This window comes from Nocardia caishijiensis NBRC 108228, assembly GCF_001612825.1.
GTDB lineage: Bacteria > Actinomycetota > Actinomycetes > Mycobacteriales > Mycobacteriaceae > Nocardia > Nocardia caishijiensis.
Window position 1 is genome coordinate 67,721 of the sequence record NZ_BDBE01000023.1, and the last position, 20,188, is coordinate 87,908.

The 20,188-nt window shown below is 67.7% G+C and carries 22 protein-coding genes; 6 read left to right on the forward strand and 16 right to left on the reverse strand.

From position 1 onward, the window contains the following. Positions 1-47 precede the first annotated feature (47 nt). From NC7_RS06640 to NC7_RS06655, 4 genes are all read right to left on the reverse strand, one after another. The gene (locus NC7_RS06640; RefSeq protein WP_067980315.1) at positions 48-716 is read right to left on the reverse strand and encodes a hypothetical protein; all 669 of its coding nucleotides are present in this window, start codon (positions 714-716) and stop codon (positions 48-50) included. A gap of 99 nt (positions 717-815) precedes the next feature. Further along, positions 816-1,637, reverse strand: a complete 822-nt coding sequence (gene erm, locus NC7_RS06645; RefSeq protein ID WP_067980317.1) for a 23S ribosomal RNA methyltransferase Erm — start codon at positions 1,635-1,637, stop codon at positions 816-818. A gap of 293 nt (positions 1,638-1,930) precedes the next feature. Continuing rightward, the gene (locus tag NC7_RS06650; RefSeq protein ID WP_067980322.1) at positions 1,931-3,100 is read right to left on the reverse strand and encodes an NAD(P)-binding protein; all 1,170 of its coding nucleotides are present in this window, start codon (positions 3,098-3,100) and stop codon (positions 1,931-1,933) included. Next, on the reverse strand, positions 3,097-3,738 hold the full coding sequence (locus NC7_RS06655; protein WP_067980324.1) for a TetR/AcrR family transcriptional regulator: 642 nt from the start codon (positions 3,736-3,738) through the stop codon (positions 3,097-3,099). The genes NC7_RS06650 and NC7_RS06655 overlap by 4 nt, the downstream gene beginning before the upstream one ends. Before the next feature lie 199 nt (positions 3,739-3,937). Between NC7_RS06655 and NC7_RS06660 the strand changes: the two genes are divergently transcribed. Next, positions 3,938-4,807 (forward strand): mechanosensitive ion channel family protein, encoded by an 870-nt coding sequence (locus NC7_RS06660; RefSeq protein WP_067980330.1) that lies wholly within the window; start codon positions 3,938-3,940, stop codon positions 4,805-4,807. A 60-nt stretch (positions 4,808-4,867) separates the two neighbouring features. On the opposite strand, the gene NC7_RS06665 is transcribed toward NC7_RS06660, so the two are convergent. Further along, positions 4,868-5,212 carry a DUF6401 family natural product biosynthesis protein gene (locus NC7_RS06665; protein ID WP_067980453.1) on the reverse strand — a complete coding sequence of 115 codons (345 nt, stop codon included), beginning with the start codon at positions 5,210-5,212 and terminating at the stop codon, positions 4,868-4,870. Positions 5,213-5,373: 161 nt separating this feature from the next. On the opposite strand from NC7_RS06665, the gene NC7_RS06670 reads away from it, so the two are divergent. Further along, positions 5,374-5,682: a hypothetical protein gene (locus NC7_RS06670; RefSeq protein WP_067980333.1), complete on the forward strand. Its 309-nt coding sequence runs from the start codon at positions 5,374-5,376 to the stop codon at positions 5,680-5,682. Positions 5,683-5,701: 19 nt separating this feature from the next. On the opposite strand, the gene NC7_RS06675 is transcribed toward NC7_RS06670, so the two are convergent. Next, positions 5,702-6,883 carry an acyl-CoA dehydrogenase family protein gene (locus NC7_RS06675; RefSeq protein WP_067980337.1) on the reverse strand — a complete coding sequence of 394 codons (1,182 nt, stop codon included), beginning with the start codon at positions 6,881-6,883 and terminating at the stop codon, positions 5,702-5,704. A gap of 99 nt (positions 6,884-6,982) precedes the next feature. Here NC7_RS06675 and NC7_RS06680 point away from each other — a divergent pair, with 99 nt between their 5' ends. Next, positions 6,983-8,125, forward strand: a complete 1,143-nt coding sequence (locus NC7_RS06680; protein ID WP_067980339.1) for a cystathionine gamma-synthase — start codon at positions 6,983-6,985, stop codon at positions 8,123-8,125. Positions 8,126-8,221: 96 nt separating this feature from the next. Here NC7_RS06680 and greA read toward each other — a convergent pair whose 3' ends face one another. Together greA and NC7_RS06690 are read right to left on the reverse strand one after the other, a co-directional pair. Continuing rightward, a complete protein-coding gene (greA, locus tag NC7_RS06685; RefSeq protein ID WP_067980342.1) occupies positions 8,222-8,713 on the reverse strand; it encodes a transcription elongation factor GreA in 492 nt (163 codons plus the stop codon). Positions 8,714-8,954: 241 nt separating this feature from the next. After that, entirely contained in the window at positions 8,955-9,413 is a 459-nt protein-coding gene (locus tag NC7_RS06690) for a DUF4307 domain-containing protein (RefSeq protein ID WP_067980346.1), read from the reverse strand. 120 nt (positions 9,414-9,533) lie between these two features. On the opposite strand from NC7_RS06690, the gene mca reads away from it, so the two are divergent. Both mca and NC7_RS06700 read left to right on the forward strand, forming a co-directional pair. Next, entirely contained in the window at positions 9,534-10,400 is an 867-nt protein-coding gene (gene mca / locus NC7_RS06695) for a mycothiol conjugate amidase Mca (RefSeq protein WP_157101870.1), read from the forward strand. Further along, positions 10,397-10,660, forward strand: coding sequence for a hypothetical protein (locus tag NC7_RS06700; RefSeq protein ID WP_067980349.1), 264 nt, complete (start codon positions 10,397-10,399; stop codon positions 10,658-10,660). Before mca ends, NC7_RS06700 begins: the two co-directional genes overlap by 4 nt. On the opposite strand, the gene NC7_RS06705 is transcribed toward NC7_RS06700, so the two are convergent. From NC7_RS06705 to adh, 7 genes are all read right to left on the reverse strand, one after another. Continuing rightward, positions 10,657-10,848 (reverse strand): hypothetical protein, encoded by a 192-nt coding sequence (locus tag NC7_RS06705; protein ID WP_067980352.1) that lies wholly within the window; start codon positions 10,846-10,848, stop codon positions 10,657-10,659. The genes NC7_RS06700 and NC7_RS06705 overlap by 4 nt on opposite strands. A 70-nt stretch (positions 10,849-10,918) precedes the next feature. Continuing rightward, positions 10,919-11,317, reverse strand: a complete 399-nt coding sequence (locus tag NC7_RS06710) for an NUDIX hydrolase (protein WP_067980355.1) — start codon at positions 11,315-11,317, stop codon at positions 10,919-10,921. Positions 11,318-11,388: 71 nt separating this feature from the next. Next, positions 11,389-12,171: an ethanolamine ammonia-lyase subunit EutC gene (eutC, locus tag NC7_RS06715; protein ID WP_067980461.1), complete on the reverse strand. Its 783-nt coding sequence runs from the start codon at positions 12,169-12,171 to the stop codon at positions 11,389-11,391. Positions 12,172-12,452: 281 nt separating this feature from the next. Beyond that, the gene (locus NC7_RS06720) at positions 12,453-13,865 is read right to left on the reverse strand and encodes an ethanolamine ammonia-lyase subunit EutB (protein WP_067980359.1); all 1,413 of its coding nucleotides are present in this window, start codon (positions 13,863-13,865) and stop codon (positions 12,453-12,455) included. Between the two features lie 77 nt (positions 13,866-13,942). Next, positions 13,943-15,382, reverse strand: a complete 1,440-nt coding sequence (eat, locus tag NC7_RS06725; protein WP_067980362.1) for an ethanolamine permease — start codon at positions 15,380-15,382, stop codon at positions 13,943-13,945. 163 nt (positions 15,383-15,545) lie between these two features. Continuing rightward, positions 15,546-15,941 (reverse strand): DUF779 domain-containing protein, encoded by a 396-nt coding sequence (locus NC7_RS06730; RefSeq protein WP_067980365.1) that lies wholly within the window; start codon positions 15,939-15,941, stop codon positions 15,546-15,548. Continuing rightward, complete coding sequence (adh, locus tag NC7_RS06735) at positions 15,941-17,458, reverse strand: aldehyde dehydrogenase (protein ID WP_067980368.1); 1,518 nt, start codon at positions 17,456-17,458, stop codon at positions 15,941-15,943. The genes NC7_RS06730 and adh overlap by 1 nt, the downstream gene beginning before the upstream one ends. Before the next feature lie 114 nt (positions 17,459-17,572). On the opposite strand from adh, the gene NC7_RS06740 reads away from it, so the two are divergent. Then, positions 17,573-18,892, forward strand: a complete 1,320-nt coding sequence (locus NC7_RS06740) for an MFS transporter (RefSeq protein WP_067980371.1) — start codon at positions 17,573-17,575, stop codon at positions 18,890-18,892. Between the two features lie 24 nt (positions 18,893-18,916). Here the strand turns inward: NC7_RS06740 and NC7_RS06745 are convergent, their stop codons facing one another. After that, the gene (locus NC7_RS06745; RefSeq protein ID WP_084458068.1) at positions 18,917-20,128 is read right to left on the reverse strand and encodes a helix-turn-helix domain-containing protein; all 1,212 of its coding nucleotides are present in this window, start codon (positions 20,126-20,128) and stop codon (positions 18,917-18,919) included. Positions 20,129-20,188: the final 60 nt, after the last annotated feature.

Here is a 20,188-nt window from a genome sequence, read left to right on the forward strand (position 1 = left end):
CTGGAACGCCACCAACTGTGCCTGAACACAGGGCCAGGGAGGGTATTTCAGCGATTCGCGCCGAACAGGTCGAGAGCGATCGGCGCTACGTCGTCGATGACCGAACACGCAGCACTCAGTGTCACCATCACTTGGTGTTTGCCGAGTTCCCTCGGGGGTCCTGACAGAACGATTGCCTCGATCAGCGGGCCGGCTTCGACGCGTACGTGCGCTGTTTCTGCAGTTGTGCGGTCTTGCGCACCGGGCTCCGACCGCTCGGGAAAACGCACCGGCAACGTGAGGGCACAGGCGCGATCGGGGTTCACATCATCCGTGACTATCGCTGTCTCGTCGAAGATCTGAACGGTGTTCCCCGCCAATGAAGTCGGTGCCTGGGTGGTGACGACGATGTGTACCGCGGAGCCGTCGCGTTGCTGCGGTGTCAGCAGGCCGAGTCGGCACCCTGTCACCGTCTGGTAGGGGCCGAGTGTCGTGAGTTTGCCGTGAGTAGCGAGTCGGTCGCGATCAAACAGCCCACATGGGTCGACGGTGCGAATCCGGTCGGCGAGCTCCAGCTTTTGCTGATCCGCTGGGGTGACGGGAACTCCGAATTTCGTGGCTGCTGCCGAAGTCGTACTGACGATGGTGGTGGGTTCGGGTGCTCCGGGATCTGTCTGTGAACATCCGGCGAGTATCGGAATCAGCAGCATCGGTAGAAGTCGCCGCAGTGTGTTCATTCCACCCCTTGAATGCCGATGTCGCAGTGAAGCATAGGTCACCGTGTCTGGCGCTGAAGTCCCGCAGGGTCGCCGATCGACGGCCCTGCGGGAGGTTCATCAGACCAGTGCGGAGTGCAGGGCTGTCCACTGCTCCGGGTGGACGTAGGCGACCACGGTGTCGTGGGCGATGCCCGCGCTGTGCAGGGCGGAGTCCACGTCCTGGTAGCGGGTTCGCAGCGCGGTGCGGACCGAGCCGCCGATTCCGGTATACGCGGTGCGCACCAGTTCAGTATAGGAATCGCGTTGGAGGACAGGGGGTGTCGGGCGGCGGTCGAGGCGAAGGATGGCGGCGTCGACTGCCGGGATCGGGCGGAAGCTTGTGCGAGGGATGTGGCCGCGTAGTTGCCAGTCGAACCATGGCCAGGTCAGGGCGGTTGTCAGGCTCCACCTTCCGTAGTCGCCGGTGTGTTTGCGGGCGTACTCGCGTTGGGTGAGCAGGGTCGCCGAGGTCAGGGCTGGGGCCTGGAGGCACCAGCCCACGATCGGCGAGGTGATCGAGAACGGGATGTTGCCGACCACCGCGAACTCGGTGCGCGGCGCCTTGGCTTTGACGAAATCGCCTCGGACCACCTGGATTCCGTGCTCGCCCCTGGTCTGGGCGGAGAGCTTCGCCGCCAGCAGCGGATCGAGTTCGTAGGCGGCGACGGTCGCCCCGCGCCGGGCCAGCGCCCGAGTGAGCACGCCTTCGCCCGCGCCCGGTTCCAGGATGGCACCTGTGGGGTCGGCGACGGCCATCAGCAGGTCGACCGCGTGTGGGTCGACCAGGAAGTTCTGTGACAGCGTCCTTCTGTTCAGGTCACGCGACGTGCGACCGGCGCCACGAGCGGTGACCTTGCGCTGGGTATGCGAATAGTTTTTGTGTGAGTGATCCTGTGCCACGGCAGTTGCCCCTTCGGGTCATCGAGTCGGAAGAGTCTCGATGGGCCCTGGGCGCGCCGGTGGACGCGAGAGAGGAGATCCGCGTCCGCTAGCGGGCCAGAGCCCGGGCGTGGCGGATGCGGATGAACATGCAGCACGACATGCGAATCACGCTAGAACTCGGCCTGTTCGGAGCGCAACCGAATTTCGACAGGCGGTCGCGGTGCCGTGGCGCTGCGGGCAGAGATCGGGCGACACCGCGTGGGAACACGGCAGGTCGGCGCCCGATGCGTGGGCCGGGCGCCGAACGCCGATCAGGCGCCGCTGATCGTTCGTGTGCGCAGGGCAGCCACCGCGGACTCGGCGGCGATCAACGCGCTGTTGATGGAGATCTCGCCGCGCATGCCGGGGGCGGCGACCATGTCACCGGCCAGGAAAACTCCGTTCCCTCGGTCGATGGCGGGGCGGTCGCGCCAGGTGGTGCCAGGGAGGTCGAGGGCGCCGGTGCGGTTCTTGGCGGTGGACTTGCGATGGAAGGTCCTGCGCGAGCGCCAGTTCGGGATGGTCGCGTCGGCGAAGACCTCGAGCCGGTGGTGTGCGGCGTCGCGGGATTCGCCGGGGCGCACAGGCATCTGGAGTTGGTAGAGGGATTCGCCCGAGGGGGCGATGGTGTCGTCCTGCATGGTGTAGGACTCGTGGAACCCGCCTTCGTCCAGGTCGAAGACCAGGCTGCGGTCGTGGCGGTCCTCGGTCACGGCTATGTCGAGGAGAGCGGCGAAACCCGATGCGCCGCGTGGTAGTTCGTCGCCGAGGAGGCGGCGCGCGGAATCCAGGTCCGTGGCGACGATGACCGGCCCGTCGGTCGGCACCGCATCGAGGCGCGACCCGGTTTCGATCGCGACACCGAGTTCGGTCGCCCGCGTGACCATGCGATCCATCGTGCGCTGCCACCCGCCGCGTACCCAGCGCACGGCCGGAACCTTCGCCCCGAGCACGCGCTGGAACAGATCCCAGACGAACGCGGCGGAGAGTCGACCGGTTTCCGCGTCGTAGGTCACCACACTGATCGCGTTGGCCATCCGCGTGGCGGTCCGTTCGCCCCACTGCTGGGAAGCCCAGGTGTGGAAGTCGACGTCGACGGGGGCGGTGAGTCGAATCCGGGCCTGCGCGCGCAGCATCGCCAGCGGCGGCACACGGCGCAGCGTGCCGCCGCACCGGAACGCGACCTTCGCCGCGTCGACAGGAGAGGGCCAGCCGAGGCCGTCGACGAAACCGCGCTTCTTCAACCAGGTGTAGTGCGGCCCGTCGGCGTAGAACACATGCGCGCCCTCGTGTGCCACATGCGGTGCTTCGGTGGCACGACCGCGACCGCCGAGCGTGCTGTGCGCCTCGTGCAGACGCACGACCGCCCCGGATTCCGCGACCGCGATCGCCGCGGTGAGCCCGGCCAGGCCACCACCGATCACCGTGACAGGTGTGTTCATCGTCGATCCTCCTGTGTGTTGCCCGCCCCTTCGAGCCGGGCGGCGATCATTTCCGCGGTTGCTCGCAGATAGCGTTCGGCCTCGACATTCGCCGGATGGTCGCCGTCGAAGATGTCGCTGATCAGCCAGAAGTGGGCGATCGCGCCGACGAGCACGGCGGCGGTGGCCTCCCAGTCCTGGGCGCGGCCGTGGTCACCGGCCAGCTCGGCGAGCCCCCGGGTGACCACCGGCATGACGACCGCGTATTCCTGCTGTCGGAAGACCTCGAGCATGTCGGCGGGAACCGAGTTGTCGCGCATCAGGATGCGGTTGACGTCGCGGTCGTGGTCGATCCGGTCGAGGCCGATCCGGCACAGCGCCGTCAACTTGTCGACCAGCGATCCCTCGGGGGCGAGCGTGGCCGCGATCGAGAAGTCCGGCGCCAGGAACAGCCGCAACGCTCCGCGCTCGGACAGCCGGGCCGACACCGCCTCGACCAGCAGCTCGTCCTTGGACCGGAAGTGCCGATAGAGGCCACCGGCCCCGCTCGACAACCCCGCCGCCCGCTCGATCTGCGCCACCGACGTCTTGGCGAACCCCTGCTCGCCGAACAACCGCAGCGCCTCGGTCATGATCCGCTCACGCGTCGTCGGTGCCACCGGTACCTCTCCTGTAAGTAACCACTTACTTACAGAATGAGCCGCCACAGCTACGAGCACAAGAAGCGATTCTGTGGTCCATCCCACGTGCGAGAAAGGAAGCAAATTTCTCGCAACCGGCTGGTTCGGACCGATTCAGGCGGGTAAGCCCCCGATGACACTCTCGGCAAATCGGGCGGGAAGAGCGAAAGGAAGTGCTGTGGACAACTCCGTCGTCGCGATCGACTTCCAGCAAGGCTTCAATGACGCTTGGAGTTCGGTAGCGCAATTCGTGCCGAAATTGGTTGCCTTCATCGCCATCCTGCTGATCGGCTGGATCATCGCGAAAGTAGTGGCGAAGGTGGTCAACGCGGTGCTCGAACGGGTCGGCTTCGACCGGCTGGTCGAGCGCGGTCAGATCAAGAAGATGATGGCCAAGAGCAAGTACGACGCCTCGGATCTGCTGGCCAAACTGGCCTACTACGCGATTCTGCTGATCGCGCTGCAGATCGGTTTCGGTGTGTTCGGCCCCAACCCGGTCAGTGACCTGCTCACCGGTATCGTGGCCTGGCTGCCGAAGGCGGCGGTGGCGATCGTGATCGTGGTGATCGCCGGTGCGGTCGCGCACGCGGTCGGCGAACTGGTCACCAACGCGCTCGGTGGGCTGTCCTACGGTTCGCTGCTCGGACGCATCGCCTCGGTGTTCATCTGGGCGATCGGTATCATCGCGGCACTGAACCAGATCGGCGTCGCCACCACGGTGACCACCCCGATCCTGATCGCGGTGCTCGCCACGATCGGCGGCATCCTCGTCGTCGGCGTCGGCGGCGGCCTGGTTCGGCCCATGGAGCAGCGCTGGGGCAACTGGCTCGGCAACATCGAGTCGGAGATGCCCGCCCTCAAGGGCGAGGCGCAGGCCTACCAGCGCGGTCGTGAGGACATGACGCGCGAGGGGCAGCGGGTGCCGGGTTCGCACGCGCAGCAGACCCAGCAGGAATGGGCCACCCCGGGCGCGGGCGGCAGCCCGCAGGCGGGCGGCTACCCGCAGACGGGTCAGCAGCCCGGCTGGGGCGGGGAAACCGCGAGGTAGAAAACCATCCGGCGCAGGCGTTCCGTCACCGCATAGGTGGCGGGGCGCCGATTCCGGCTGTCAGGCGCCCGCGTGGTGGCAGACGGCGGCCAGCCGGTACTGCAGCCAGTCGGCGTCGTGCCAGGTCTGCGGCGCCACGCCCGCGAACACCCCGGCTCGCTCGGCCACCTGGTCGAGCAGTCCGCGCACGTACCCGGCGAGCAGGATGGCCAGCGGAAGGCTCGCCGCCTCCTCTACCCCGTACTCGAGGATGTCGCGGACGGCGGCGGCGTGCTGATCCAGCTGCGCGAGCACTCCGGGGTGCTGCGCCGCGGCGGCGGCCGCGGGGAGACCGTATTCGATGTTCAACTGTCGCAGATGTCGCCGTGCCGAAAGTTCGAGCAGTGCGGGGCCGAGCGAAAACACCACCAGATGGTAGCGAATCCGTGATGGGCGGGCGAACGCGGCGCAACTTTACGATCCTGTGCACAGACTTGCGTGAAGTGGCTCACCGATGGATTGTGAGCGGGTATAACCGATTCGGGAGAACTTTCGGCAAACCAGCTCGGCGAGCGAAAGGATCTACGGTGCACGTCACCGATTCGGCGGTTCAGCTGCTGTGGGCGAACCCTCTCGTCGCCGCGGGCGCGGGCTACTCCGCCCGCTCCGGCGTCACGGGGCTGCTGCGCCACCGGCCGTACGCGCGGGTGCTCGGCCGGTTCGTCGCCGCATTCGTCTGGGGTAGCGGAGGAGTCGCCTCGCTCACCGCCCTCGGCGTCCCTCTCGACGCGACCCTGCCGGTCGCCCTCACGGTCCTCATCGTGGTCGCCCTCACGCTCACTCTTGTCTTCCTCGGCGGCATGATCCGCCCCGCGACCGCCGACTCGACGGACTGATCCGACCACCGACTGGTCGCTACCGGAAGGCGTTCGCGTCGGTGAGCGCCTTGCCCAGCACCAGTTGATGCACCTCGACCGTGCCCTCGTAGGTCAGCACCGACTCCAGGTTGTTCGCGTGCCGCAGCACCGGGTAGTCGAGGGTGATCCCGTTGGCGCCGAGGATCGTGCGGCATTCGCGGGCGATGCGGATCGCCTCCCGTGTGCTGTTGAGCTTGCCCGCGCTGATCTGCTCACTCGTGATCTCGTGCCGGTCCTTCAACCGGCCCAGGTGCACGGCCAACAGCTGTCCCTTGCCGAGCTCCAGCGCCATATCAGCCAGCTTGGCCTGGGTGAGCTGGTAACCGGCCAGCGGCTTGTCGAACACCTCGCGGGTGCGGGCGTAGTCCACGGCGGCGGCGAGGCAGTCGCGGGCGGCGCCGAGCGCACCGAAGACGATGCCGAAGCGCGCCTCGCTCAAGCACGCCAGCGGCGAACTCAACCCGCGTGACTCGGGAAGCACCGCGTCCGCGGGCAGGCGCACGTCATCGAAATCCAGCGCGGCGGTGAGCGACGCGCGCAGCGACAACTTCCGGTGGATCTCGCGCGCGGTGAACCCGGGGGTGCCCGCCGGTACGAGGAACCCACGCACCCGTGGCTTGTCGTCGCCGGGCTCCTCGGCATAGGCCCACACCACGGCGATATCGGCGACCGAGCCGTTGGTGATCCACATCTTCGACCCGTTGAGCACCCAGTCGTCACCGTCGCGGCGCGCGCGGGTACGCATGCCGCCGGGGTTGGAGCCGTAATCGGGTTCGGTGAGCCCGAAACAACCGATCAGCTCACCGGCCGCCATGGCGGGCAGGTACTGCTGCTTCTGCTCCTCGGACCCGAAGAAGCGGATGGCCGTCATGGCGAGCGAGCCCTGCACCGACACCATGCTGCGCACACCGGAGTCCACGGCCTCCAGCTCCTGACAGGCCAGGCCGTAGGCGGTGGCCGAGGCACCCGCGCAGCCGTACCCCTCGAGGTGCATGCCGAGCAGCCCGAGCTTGCCGAGTTCGGGGGCGATCTCGCGCGCCGGGAAGGTGCCCGCCTCGAACCATTCCGCGATGTGCGGGCGAAGGCGTTTCTCGCCGAATCGGGCGACGGTATCCCGGATCTCGCGCTCCTCCGGGGACAGCAACGCATCGATCGCGAACAACTCTTCCACGGTCACCATGGCGTCAGCTTAACCGCGGCGCCGTCACCGAATCGGGCACTTCGTACGGGCGCGCTACCCGTGCGCGAACAGCCGGATCCGGGCAACTAGTCTGAGCCCATGAGTGAGCTGGGATTCTCGACCAGGGCCGTGCACGCCGGATATGAACCCGATCCTCAGACCGGTGCGGTGAACGTCCCCATCTACGCGAGCTCCACCTTCGCCCAGGACGGCGTCGGCGGTATGCGCGGTGGTTACGAGTACGCACGCACCGGCAATCCGACGCGCACAGCCCTGGAAGCCAACCTCGCCGCCCTCGAATCGGGCAGCTACGGTCGGGCCTTCGCCTCGGGCATGGCCGCGACCGACTGTGCGCTGCGCGCGGTGCTGCGTCCCGGCGACCACATCGTCATCCCCGACGACGCCTACGGCGGCACCTTCCGGCTCATCGACAAGGTGTTCAGCCAGTGGGGCATCGAGCACTCGCCCGCCCACATCGCGAACCTCGACGAGGTGCGCGCGGCGATCCGCCCCAACACCAAACTGGTGTGGATCGAGACGCCGACCAACCCACTGCTGAGCATCGGTGACATCCCCGCCCTCGCCGATATCGCCCACGCGGCGGGCGCCAAGCTCGTCGTCGACAACACCTTCGCCACCCCGTACCTGCAGCAGCCGCTGCTGCTGGGCGCCGACATCGTCGTGCACTCGACCACCAAGTACCTCGGCGGTCACTCCGATGTCGTCGGCGGCGCGCTCATCACCGACGACGCGGAACTCGACAAGGCCTTCGCGTTCCTGCAGAACGGCGCGGGCGCGGTCCCCGGCCCCTTCGATGCCTTCCTCACTCTGCGCGGCATCAAGACCTTGGCCGTGCGGATGGAGAAGCACTGCGACAACGCCGAGGTGATCGCGGAGTTCCTGTCGAACCACCCGGCCATCTCCAAGGTGATCTACCCGGGCATGCCGACGCACCCCGGCTACGAGGTCGCGCAGAAGCAGATGCGCCGCAGCGGCGGCATGATCTCGGTGCGCCTGGCCGGTGGCCGGGAGGCGGCGCTGAAGTTCTGCTCGCGCACCACGATCTTCACCCTCGCCGAATCGCTCGGCGGCATCGAGTCGCTCATCGAGCACCCGGGCGCCATGACCCACGCCAGCACCGAGGGCTCGGCCCTGGAAGTGCCCGCCGACCTGGTCCGGCTCTCGGTGGGCATCGAGGACATCAGTGACCTGCTCGCCGACATCGAACAAGCGCTGAGCTGAGCGGGGAACCAGAGAATGACGAAGCGGCCGCATCCGGTATCCGGGTGCGGCCGCTTGCGTTCGGGTTCTAGTTCACGGGGCTCGAGGCGGCCGGGTTCAGCCGTGGTAGGGCTCCGCGCTGACCAGGGTCACCTTCATGGTGTTGCCGTTGGGCAGCGTGTATTCGCGGGTCTCGCCCACCTTGGCGTCGATCAGCGCGCCGCCGAGCGGGGAGTTCGGCGAGTAGGTCTCGAGATCGGTGGCGCCGAGGCCCTCTTCGCGGGTGGCGATGAGGAAGGTCTCTTTGTCGCTCTCGTCGCCGTCGTAGTAGACGGTGACGACCGAACCGGGCAGTGCCACACCGGACTTGGTGGGTGCCACGCCGACCTTGGCGTTGTTGAGCAGCTCCTGCAGCTGGCGGATACGCGCCTCCTGCTGACCCTGCTCCTCACGCGCGGCGTGGTAGCCACCGTTCTCCTTGAGGTCGCCTTCTTCGCGACGCTCGTTGATCTCGGCGGCAATGACCGGACGATTGGCAATGAGCGAGTCCAGCTCACTCTTGAGCCTGTCGTGCGACTCCTGGGTAAGCCAGGTCACATTCTCGGTCATCTCGATCACTCCCTAGTAGTTGTTCCCGGCGCACCGGGATTCCCTGAAACCGGCGCCACGCCCCCGCTAAGAGGGCATGCACCGGCCCGACGGCTGGAGCGATCCTGGGGGGTGAACCTGTAACCCGGAAACAGCATCGCTGGCCGCCAATGCAGCAAACACGGCTCCGAGCCCCGGAACCGTGTATCCAGCTATTTTAGCATGTCTCACAAAGATGCAGGTCAGGGCCGATCGTGCGGCGTCAGCGCAGTCGTAGGTAGCTGGGGACGTCCTCGGTGCAGCCGTAGATGTCACCGGCCGAGGGGCGGCTCGACGCCTTCACCGTGGTGCTCACCTGCACGCTGGTCGACTTCGATCCAGGGACGAGTACCTCGCGTCTGCCCACCTCGGCGCCGTCGCGATCCATCGCCCGGACGAAGCACACGACGGCGTTGCCCGGCTCGTCGCGGGTGACCTTCACCCGCATCTCGAGCGTCGCGTCGTCGACGACCACGTAGCCGAGCTGCTCGGTCTCGATCGCCTTCGGGCCGTACTTCTGGAAACCGAGATAGGCGACGATCAATCCGGCGACCACCACGCCGACGCCGAGAACTCCGAGCACCCACGGGCGACGCACCGGTGGTTTTGTGCCATACCGATCGGCGTGTCGCGCGGCTGAGGCGGCCGGGCTCGCGGCGGCGTGCGGTGCGGGCTCGGTCATCGGTTCTCGCTCCCGGGGGTGGTCGGAACAAAAGCGGGGTCGGATGGAACTATAGGGACTGTAGTTCTGACACCCGCGAGCGAGAGCGATGGTGAACGAGACGTGAGTGGCCTTCGCCTCATGGCGGTGCACGCCCACCCCGACGACGAATCGAGCAAGGGCGCCGCGACCACGGCCAGGTACGCGGCCGAGGGCGTCGATGTCCTTGTCGTCACCCTGACCGGTGGCGAACGCGGCAGCATCCTGAATCCGGCCATGGACACCCCGGGTGTTCTCGACCGGATCGAGGAGATCCGGCGTGAGGAGATGGCCGCGGCCGCCCATGCGCTCGGTGTGCGCCAGCAGTGGCTCGGCTTCGTAGACTCGGGCCTGCCCGAGGGCGACCCGCTGCCGCCGCTGCCGGAGGGTTGCTTCGCGCTGGTCCCGCTCGAGGAGGCCACCGAGGCACTGGTCAAGGTGGTGCGTGAGTTCAAACCGCACGTGATCACCACCTATGACGAAAACGGTGGTTACCCGCATCCCGACCACATCCGCTGCCACGAGGTGTCGGTCGCCGCGTACGAGGCGGCGGGCGACCCCGAGGCGTTCCCCGACGCGGGCGAGCCCTGGACCCCGCTGAAGCTGTACTACGACCACGGTTTCAGCATGAAGCGGCTCGAGACCTTCGCCGCGGAGTTCGAGCGGGAGGGCAAGCCGTTCCCGCTGCAGGAGTGGCTGGATCGGATGCGCCAGTACGCCGGCGAGCGCGGCGACATCATGGCCCGCGTGACCACCCAGATCGAGTGCTCGAAGTACTTCCCCCAGCGTGACGACGCCCTGCGCGCGCACGCGACCCAGATCGATCCCAACGGCGCGTTCTTCGCGATCCCGTTGGAGATGCAGCAACGGCTGTGGCCGACCGAGGAGTTCGAATTGGCCAAGACCAGAGTGTCCACCGCCATCCCGGAGACCGACCTGTTCGCCGGTATCGAGGACGCCGACCGGTGATTCTGGCTCTCCTCGCACAAGACCCCGGCACCCCGACCGGCCCGGAGTTCGGTAAGGCCTCCCCGCTCGGTCTGCTGATCGTGTTGATCCTGCTGGCGGGCACCGTCCTGCTGGTCCGCTCGATGAACAAGCACCTCAAGGGCCTGCCGGAGACGTTCGAACCCGAGCACCCGGAACCGGACCAGAAGGCCGACGACGGCACCGATCCGGGCGCGATCCCGGACGTCGACGCCACCGACCCGCCGAAACCGGCGACTTAACGGGCCAGATCGGCCACCAGTTCACCGATCAGATCGCGAGCGGCCTCGGCATGTTCGGCGACCTGCCGGGGCGCACCGCTCGCACTGAGTTCGATGGTCTTGTTGATCAACCCGAACGCGATGATCAGCTGCCGCAGAGCAGCCCGTCGCTCGGACGGTGTCATGTCGGAGGTCGTCGGCTGGGTCATCGTCACAGCTAAGGCATCGCCGCAGGTGGTGGGTTCGTTTCGCCCGAGACGCAATCGTTGCCGACGCGAATCACCAGTCGATGAGATCGAGTTCGTGCAGGCGGCGGAAGACCATCATCGACCCGGGGGCCACCTGCGTCATGGCGGCGTACTCGCTGACGGTGAAGTACCGGAATTCGGCGATTTCGCCGGTGGCGCGGGGTTCGCCGGTGAGGTCGGCCAGGAAACAGGTCATGTGCAGGGGTGTGTCGCGACCGTGGCCGAAGGCCTCGGCCTCGAAGATGCCGAGTTCGGACACGTCGTCGAGACCGACGCCGAGTTCCTCTTCGATCTCGCGATGTAGCGCCTGTAAAGGGGTCTCGCCGGGATCGATCTTGCCGCCCGCCATGTAGAAGACATCCTTGCCTTCCGGGCGCGTCTGGATCAGCCTGCGGTCGCGGACATGGGCGAGGGCGGCGGTGCGGATCATGGGGATCACTCTATGGATCGAACGGCGCCGATTCACCCCGAACGTGAGCGGCGTCGCATGGTGTGTCTGGGTCAGCTGCTCCCTTCCTGCGCGATGACGAGGGTGTCGCCGCCGGTCACCGCGTCGGTGCGCGAGGTGTCCTTCAACTCCACGCCGGAGCGACCGAGTTCGCGGGCACCGGCGACCAACCCGGCGACCACGCGGGCCGCTTCGGTGTAGGCGAGGCCATCGGGTGGGTGGATGTTGGAGACGCAGTTGCGTTCGGCGTCGCTGCGGCCGGGGCGCGGGGCGTGCGTGAGATAGATGCCGAGGCTGTCGGCGACCGTCAGGCCCGGTCGTTCGCCGATGACGACGAGCAGGGTTCGCACACCCATGGCCTCGCCGATGTGGTCGCCGAGTGCCACCCGCGCCTGGGTGGCGATGACGGGTGGGGCGACGGTGTAGTCGCCGAGCTGGGTGGCGAGCGCGGCGAGCAGGCCCGCGCCGTGGTCGGTGAGGGCGCGCGGCGACAATCCGTCGGCGAGGACGATGCCGATGTCGAAGTCGCCGGGTGTGATCTGGGACAGGTCGGCGGGGAGCCTGCCGAGGTCGGGGCGGCGCAGGTACTCCGAGCGGTCGGCGGCCCTGCTGGTCACCGTCACCGGCGTGCCGAGGCCGAGACCCGCTATCCGGGCGGCGAATTCGTCGATCGGCAGGGGTTCGTGCACGGCGTCCCTTGCGGCGGCGTGGGCGGCGCGCAGGGCGAGTACCTCGCTGCTCGGCAGTGCGTTGCCGGTGCGGCCGAGACCGATCCTGGCCTGGGTTGTGCTGCGCAGTTGCGCCCAGAAGGCCTGGGTGTCGGCCGATTCCGCCACGCCCGCGGATCCGTGGCCGGACTCTTGAACACCGACCCGGTCGACGCCGCGCACTGCCGCGTCGCGCACAGCTGTCGCGCCGGGTGCGGTACCTGTCTCGTGGACAGCCGCCGCGCTGGTTGTGGCCTGCGCTTCGGGCGCGGCCGCCCCGTCCCGCATCCAGCCGCTATCCGTTTCGTCCATGTCGACCTCCATCTGGCCCGGAGCCTCGGTCTGGTCGAGGTCCTCACCGGCTGTGTCGGATGCCGGATACTGCTCGGTCACTGACTCGCGCGGCCCGTTCATCGCGTACCTGCCAGGGCCCGCAGCGGCGACGACAGCGGTTCCACTTGTCGCACATGACCTTTCGCGTCCAGCAGGCCGAGCCCCGACAACCATGCCTCGAATTCCGGTGCGGGGCGCAGGTTCAGGACCTGGCGGGCGTAGAGGGCGTCGTGGAACGACAGGCTCTGGTAGCCCAGCATCACGTCGTCGGCGCCGGGTACGGCGATGACGAACGCGCAGCCCGCCGCGCCGAGCAGCGTGAGCAGGGTGTCCATGTCGTCGGCGTCGGCTTCGGCGTGATTGGTGTAGCAGACGTCGACGCCCATCGGCAGGCCGAGGAGCTTGCCGCAGAAATGGTCCTCGAGCCCGGCGCGGATGATCTGCTTGCCGTCGTAGAGGTATTCGGGCCCGATGAAGCCGACGACCGTGTTCACCAGCAGCGGTTCGAGATCGCGGGCAACGGCGTAGGCGCGGGCTTCCAGCGTCTGCTGGTCGACGGGCCGATTCCCCACGCCCAGATGGGCATTCGCGCTCAGCGCCGAACCCTGCCCGGTCTCGAGGTACATCACATTGTCGCCCACGGTGCCGCGCCGCAGCGAACGGCCCGCCTCGTTGCCCTCGCGCAGCACTGAGATGTCCACGCCGAAACCGGCGTTGGCGCCCTGGGTGCCCGCGATCGACTGGAAGACCAGGTCCACCGGCGCACCCGCTTCGACCAGGCCGATGGTCGTGGTCACGTGCGAGAGCACGCACGACTGGGTGGGGATGTCGAAGCGTTGGCGCACCTCGTCGAGCAGATGCAGCAGGTCGGCGGTGGCCTGCGGTGAGTCGGTGGCCGGGTTGATGCCGATCACCGCGTCACCGCAGCCGAGCAGCAGCCCGTCGAGGGTGGCCGCGGCGATCCCGCGCGGGTCGTCGGTCGGGTGATTGGGTTGCAGGCGAGTGCTCAACCGGCCGGGCAGCCCGATGGTCGTGCGGAAGGACGAGGTCACCGTTGCCGCCCTGGCCACCGCGATCAGGTCCTGGTTGCGCATGATCTTGCTGACCGAGGCAACCATTTCCGGGGTGAGTCCGGGCGAGACGGCGGCCAGGGTCGCCGCCGCGTCGTCGGTGGCGGCGACCGCGAGCAGCCAGTCGCGCAGCCCACCGACGGTGAGGTGCGCGATCGGCGCGAAGGCCGCGCGGTCGTGGCTGTCGATGATCAGCCGGGTGACCTCGTCGGATTCGTAGGGCACGACCACCTCGGTGAGGAAGGTCCGCAGCGGCACGTCCGCCAGCGCCCATTGCGCGGCCGCGCGCTCGGCGTCCGTGTCGGCCGCACACCCGGCGAGTTGGTCGCCGCTGCGCACCGGCGTGGCCTTGGCCAGCAGGTCGACCAGCCCGTCGAAGGTGTAGGTGGTGACGTCGATGGTGCTGCGGTACTTCGTCATCGAAGCGCGGCGCCGGGGCGCCGTCCTCCTCTCGCGAATGCGTGGTAGGTGGCCGAGCGGGGACGATGGTCAGCGGATCACTCGAGTTCCTCTTCGGCTCGGGCCAGCGCGGCGAATTCCTCGTCAGGGGACTTGGCGACCAGGTGGTGGCGACTGTAGAGGCCGAAATACGCCATGAAGGCGCAGAACACGCCGAGAGTGAACAGCGCGGCCTTCGGGTCGACCAGGAAGGTCGCCGCCACCGCCGCGGCGGCGATGACGAGTGCGAACGAGGTGGTCACGATGCCGCCCGGCGTGCGGTAGGGCCTGGGCATCTGCGGCTCACGGACGCGGAGCACGATGTGGCTCACCATCATCAGCACGTAGCTCACCGCCGCGCCGAACACCGCCATGTTGAGCAGCATCGCTCCCTCACCGGTGAGGGAGAGCGCGAAGCCGATGATGCCCGGCACGACGAGCGCGAGCACTGGCGCCTTGCGCGAGTTGGTCACCGACAGGCTGGTCGGCAGGTATCCGGCGCGGGAGAGCGCGAAGGTCTGGCGCGAGTAGGCGTAGACGATGGAGAAGAAGCTGGCGACCAGTCCGGCCAGGCCGATGTAGTTGACGACCTTGGCCGCCGGGCTGTCGCCGAGCGCCTCGACCAGCGGGTTGCCCGAGGCGGACGCGTCCTGGGCACCGAGCGCACCGGTCACCAGCAACAGCACCACCGCGCCGGTGACCATCAGCATCAGCATCGCCACGATGATGCCCTTTGGCACGTTCTTCTCCGGTTCACGCGCCTCCTCCGCGGCCAGCGGCACGCCTTCGACGGCGAGGAAGAACCAGATGGCGAAGGGAATCGCCGCCCAGATGCCCAGGTAGCCGAACGGGAGGAACGCCGAGGAGCCGGTCGCGGCCGCGTCGGGCGCGATGTTGGTCAGGTTGGCCGCATCGAACCGGCCGACCGCCGCGATCGCGAAGACGACCAGGCCGACCAGCGCGATCGCGGTGATCACGAACATCGCCTTGAGCGCTTCACCGGCGCCACCGAGATGGATGCCGATGAACAGCGCGTACACCGCCAGGTACACCCACCAGCCGTCGGTGATCCCGAACAGGTCGAGCGATTCCACATAGGCGCCGATGAAGGTGGCGATGGCGGCGGGTGCGATGGCGTATTCGATGAGAACCGCTGTACCGGTGGCGAATCCGCCCCAGGGGCCGAGGGCGCGGCGGGCGAAGGTGTAGCCACCGCCCGCGGCGGGCAGCGCCGAGGACAGTTCGGCCATGCCGAGGACCATGGCCAGATACATGCAGGCGATGATCACCGTGGCGATCAGCAGGCCGCCGAATCCGCCCTCGCCCAGACCGAAGTTCCAGCCCGAATAGTCGCCCGAGATCACATAACTCACGCCGAGACCGGCCAGCAGCACCCACCCCGCGGTGCCGGATCGGAGGGTGCGTTTGGCGAGATAGTCGTCGGCGGGTGGCGTCCGTTTGGCGAGATAGTCGGGGGTGGGAACGGCGTCGGTACTCACAGGTAGAGCTCCTCATCAACAAACAAGCGCGTAGCGACGGCAACGGTGATCGTCGAGGGTTGAAGAATGGTTGACGACTGTTACGGACGTGGATCCCACAGGTCAGCGGCGCGTATCGAACGCCGCCGACCTGCGGGAACAGTGTGATAGATGGTGTTTCACATCACGGCGAAACGGTGTCGCCGGTCGGTGGTGGCGGCTCGGAGTCCAGCTGCGCCATCTCCTCGTCGGTGAGCAGGCGGGAACGGATCAGGAACCGCACGCCCTCGGGGGCTTCCAGCGAGAAGCCGCTGCCCCGGCCGGGCACCACGTCGACGGTGAGATGGGTGTGTTTCCAGTACTCGAACTGGTCGGCACTCATCCAGAACGGAATGTCGTCGGGCAGATGTCCCAGCAGCACGTCCGAGCGACCCACCCGGAATTCGCCGCGCGGGTAGCACATGGGGGAGCTGCCGTCACAGCAGCCGCCGGACTGGTGGAACATGACCGGGCCGTGTCGCCCGGTCAGGTCCCGCAGCAGCGTCGCCGCCTGGTCGGTGAGGTCGACGCGCCGCACCATCAGAAGAAGCCGAGCTTCTGCGGCGAGTAGCTGACCAGCAGGTTCTTGGTCTGCTGGTAGTGCTCGAGCATCATCTTGTGGTTCTCGCGGCCGATGCCGGACTTCTTGTACCCGCCGAAGGCCGCGTGTGCCGGGTAGGCGTGGTAGCAGTTGGTCCACACCCGCCCGGCCTTGATGCCGCGACCGAGGCGGTAGGCGGTGTTCATGTCGCGTGTCCACACGCCCGCGCCGAGGCCGTAGAGGGTGTCGTTGGCGATCTTCAGCGCCTCGTCGGTGGAGTCGAAGGTGGTCACCGCGACGACCGGGCCGAAGATCTCCTCCTGGAACACACGCATGTCGTTGCTGCCCTTGAAGATCGTCGGCTCGATGTAGAAGCCGTCGCCCAGGCCGTCGACGGTGCGGACCGCGCCGCCGGTGAGCACCTCGGCGCCTTCCTTCTTGCCGATATCGATGTAGGACAGGATCTTCTCGAACTGGTCGTTGCTGGCCTGCGCGCCGATCATGGTCGCCTCGTCGAGCGGGTTACCGCTGACGATCGCCTTGGTGCGTTCGATACAGCGGGCCATGAATTCGTCGTAGATCGACGACGCGATCAGCGCGCGCGACGGACAGGTGCACACCTCGCCCTGGTTCAGCGCGAACATCACGAAGCCCTCGATCGCCTTGTCGAGGAAGTCGTCGTCGGCGGCCAGCACATCGGGCAGGAAGATGTTGGGGCTCTTGCCGCCCAGCTCGAGCGTCACCGGGATGATGTTCTCGCTGGCGTACTGCATGATCAGGCGGCCGGTGGTGGTCTCCCCGGTGAAGGCGACCTTGGCCACGCGCGGGCTCGACGCCAGCGGCTTGCCCGCCTCCACACCGAAACCGTTGACCACGTTGAGAACTCCCGGCGGCAGCAGATCCGCGACGAGCTCGACGACCTTCATGATCGAGGCCGGTGTCTGCTCGGCGGGCTTGAGCACCACGGCATTTCCGGCGGCCAGCGCGGGCGCCAACTTCCAGGTGGCCATCAGGATCGGGAAGTTCCACGGAATGATCTGGGCGACGACGCCGAGCGGCTCGTGGAAGTGGTAGGCGATGGTGTCACCGTCGACCTCGCTGATCCCACCCTCCTGCGCGCGCAACACCCCGGCGAAATAGCGGAAGTGGTCCACCGCCAACGGCAGGTCGGCGGCGAGGGTTTCGCGAACCGGCTTGCCGTTGTCCCAGGTCTCGGCGACGGCGAGCGCCTCGAGATTCGACTCGATCCGGTCGGCGATCTTGTTGAGGATGTTGGCGCGTTCGGCGGCGGAGGTGGCACCCCAGGCATCGGCGGCGCGATGCGCGGCATCGAGAGCCAACTCGACATCGGCGGCGGTGGACCGGGCGATCTCGCAGAACGGCTGACCGTCCACCGGCGAGGTGTTCTCGAAGTACCGGCCCTCGACCGGCGGAACCCACTTGCCGTCGATGAAGTTGTCATACCTGGGGGCGTAGCTGACGATGCTGCCCTCGGCGCCCGGCTTGGCGTAGATCATGTGCGGAAACTCCTCGCTGGTTCCGGTGATGCGTGACGCCCATCACTATCCACCCCGAGGGTTGATGAAACGTTGAAGGATTGCCGAAGACCTGTCGCGCGAGGGGAGCAACGGATGGCGACTGGTGGTCTTGCTGCGGCGTGGGCTATCGGGCCCGACTTTCGCAGACTCTGGCTGGCACAGGCGTTCTCGTCGTTCGGCGAGTACCTTTTCGCCGGCACGAGCACGGTGTGGGTGGCGACCCGCCTGTTCCCGGACAGTCCACGCCTGCCCGCTTTCGTCGGGGCGGTGATCCTGGCGGAGTCGGTTCCGCGCATCGTTGTCGGGCCGATCGCCGGGGTCTACGCGGATCGATGGCGTGCGCGCAAGACGATGATCGTCAACGACTGTCTGCGGGCCGGGCTGTTCGTGGCGCTGCTCCTGCTCGGGCTGTCCGGCACTGCTGCCAGCGCCGAGATGTTCGTGGTCCTGCTGATCTGCATCTGTCTGTCCGCGACGAGCGCACAGTTCTTCAACCCATCTCGAGCCGCGGTGATGCAACTCGTCGTCCCCGAGGACCGTCGCGTCGACGCGGCGAGTATGTCGATGCTGTCCCTCACCGGAGTCGCGGTGCTCGCTTCCGCCGCGGGGCCTGCCGTATTCGCATTGTTCGGTGCCGCGGTGGCAGTCTCGGTGTGTATCGCCACCTATGCGATCTCGGGCATCATGACCGTTCTGGTGCGCGATCGGTATCACCCGCAGGGCCGGGCGGTCGGGCGCTTCCGGCACGATTTCTCCGATGGCCTGCGGGTAGCCTGGCGTGCGCCGATGTTGCGGGTGGTGCTCGTGGGGGCATGCTTCTACGGAGTATCCCTCGGTATCAACAATTCGGTTCTCGCGCTGTTCGGGCTGAAGTCGCTTGACTTGGCGCCGAGCCACTATGGAGTGCTGGCGATGATGTTCCCACTCGGGAACATGATCGGTGCGGCAGTCGGGGGAAGGTTCGTCAAGGGGCTCGGCATCGGTCGCGCCTATCTCCTTGCGTTGACTGCCCTCGGCGTCGGCTATGCCGGATACGCGTGCGCCGGGCGGCTGTCGACCGCCTGTGTGCTGATGCTGGTGTGCGGGGCCGTCTTCTCGATCTACATCATGTGCCAGGGCTCGCTTCTGCAATCGGCGGTCCCCGAGGGATACATGGGCAGAATCAGCGCGGTACTCGGGCCGTTGGTGTCGATGACCTCGGCGGTGTCGACGCTCTTCGCCTCGCAGGTGCTCGCCTTCGCGGGCACGCGCGGGATCGTCGCGGGCGACGGTGGGCGGCTCGACCCGTACCGTCTGCTCATCATGTTCGGCGCGGCATTTCTGCTGATCGGTGGGGGCGCAATGTACTTCGTGCGGCGCGGTGCACGGAAGGACGAGCTGTCCAGTCCGGTGAGCGTCGCGGACGCTCGATGAGCCACTTCCCTGTGCCGCCGCCGATCAGGCGCGCAGGGCGCTGTGCAGGCGGGCGGTGGCCACGGCGCGGCGGGGGTCGCGCAGGGGTAGCAGGGTGAGGGCGTGTTCGTGGACGGCGATGTCGTCGGGGGTGGCTTCGCCGTAGGTGAGGGCGTGGTGCGGGTCGGGGCTGGCCAGGACCGCGTTGCGCATGGCGACGGCGAGGTAGTCACGCCATTCGCTGATGCCGGGTGTGTCCGAATCCGGAAGCAGCGGACCGTGATACAGGCGGACGGCGGTGTCGAGGTCGCCGGATTCCAGGGCGCGCAGGACATCGAGCGCGTCGCAGGACAGGGGAGTGGTGAAGCGGTAGACGCGGCTGGTGATGTCGCCGCCGGTGGCGCGGCGCAGGTACGACATCTCCGATTTCAGGGTGCTCGCGCCGACCGCGCGGTCGCCGTAGACGGCGTAGTGCAGGCGTTCGTGGCTGTAGCCGTCGTCGCTGAGCGCGAGCAGGGTGAGGATCTCCAGCTGACGTGGGCGCAACCGGATCGAGGTGCCGTCGCGCATCAACCGGCCGGTGCCGAGACAGGTCAGCCGCATGCCCGCCGGTGCGGGTGCGGCCGCGTGCAGTTTCGCTTCGATGGCACTGGTCATGGTGCGCACCGTGGCCATGGCCAGCGGATGCGAGCGTTTCCAGGTGGTCGACAGGTCGAGCACACCGAGCAGGGTGCCGTCGGCGGCGCGGATCGGTGCGCAGTAGCAGACCCAGCCGTGCAGGGCCGCGACGAGGTGCTCGGCCGAGAAGACGGTGTGCGGTCGATCGGTGCGCAACGCCAGCGACAACGCGTTCGTCCCCATGTGCGCCTCGTCCCACCGCCCACCCGGCGCGAAGTTCACCTGCTCGGCGCGCCTGCGCATGACCGGCCCACCGTAGGTCCACAGGATCGTCCCCGACGCATCGGTCACCGCCGCCACATACCCCGCGTCGTCGGCCACGCTGTGCAACTGGTCCTTCAACTCGCTCACCGGCCCACGCAGCGGCGACTCGGCCCACTTCGGTCCGATATCGGTCTCGCTCTCGGGCGCGCAATCGCGCCCCGGATCGACCGTCCGCAACGACCGCAACCACGACTGCGCCACCTCGGCCCGCACCCCGGAACTCCGCCCGAGCGCCGATTCCCCCGCAGGCACCCACTGCGCCCACTCCCGCTCCAGCGCAGCCCGCTGCGCCGAGAGCGTCAGCTGCGATGCCATGGGGGTTCCTGTCCGATCGCTATCAGGGCCTTCGCCCCCAATGATGCCCCACCGATGCGC

Excerpts from the sequence above, each read along its gene's own strand:
- NC7_RS06640 (WP_067980315.1), bottom strand. The coding sequence starts at position 716 with ATGAACACACTGCGGCGACTTCTACCGATGCTGCTGATTCCGATACTC.
- NC7_RS06650 (WP_067980322.1), bottom strand. The coding sequence starts at position 3,100 with ATGAACACACCTGTCACGGTGATCGGTGGTGGCCTGGCCGGGCTCACC.
- NC7_RS06675 (WP_067980337.1), bottom strand. The coding sequence starts at position 6,883 with ATGGTGACCGTGGAAGAGTTGTTCGCGATCGATGCGTTGCTGTCCCCG.
- NC7_RS06680 (WP_067980339.1), top strand. The coding sequence starts at position 6,983 with ATGAGTGAGCTGGGATTCTCGACCAGGGCCGTGCACGCCGGATATGAA.
- greA (WP_067980342.1), bottom strand. The coding sequence starts at position 8,713 with ATGACCGAGAATGTGACCTGGCTTACCCAGGAGTCGCACGACAGGCTC.
- NC7_RS06690 (WP_067980346.1), bottom strand. The coding sequence starts at position 9,413 with ATGACCGAGCCCGCACCGCACGCCGCCGCGAGCCCGGCCGCCTCAGCC.
- mca (WP_157101870.1), top strand. The coding sequence starts at position 9,534 with ATGGCGGTGCACGCCCACCCCGACGACGAATCGAGCAAGGGCGCCGCG.
- NC7_RS06705 (WP_067980352.1), bottom strand. The coding sequence starts at position 10,848 with ATGACCCAGCCGACGACCTCCGACATGACACCGTCCGAGCGACGGGCT.
- NC7_RS06710 (WP_067980355.1), bottom strand. The coding sequence starts at position 11,317 with ATGATCCGCACCGCCGCCCTCGCCCATGTCCGCGACCGCAGGCTGATC.
- NC7_RS06720 (WP_067980359.1), bottom strand. The coding sequence starts at position 13,865 with ATGACGAAGTACCGCAGCACCATCGACGTCACCACCTACACCTTCGAC.
- NC7_RS06730 (WP_067980365.1), bottom strand. The coding sequence starts at position 15,941 with ATGGTGCGGCGCGTCGACCTCACCGACCAGGCGGCGACGCTGCTGCGG.
- adh (WP_067980368.1), bottom strand. The coding sequence starts at position 17,458 with ATGATCTACGCCAAGCCGGGCGCCGAGGGCAGCATCGTCAGCTACGCC.
- NC7_RS06740 (WP_067980371.1), top strand. The coding sequence starts at position 17,573 with ATGGCGACTGGTGGTCTTGCTGCGGCGTGGGCTATCGGGCCCGACTTT.
- NC7_RS06745 (WP_084458068.1), bottom strand. The coding sequence starts at position 20,128 with ATGGCATCGCAGCTGACGCTCTCGGCGCAGCGGGCTGCGCTGGAGCGG.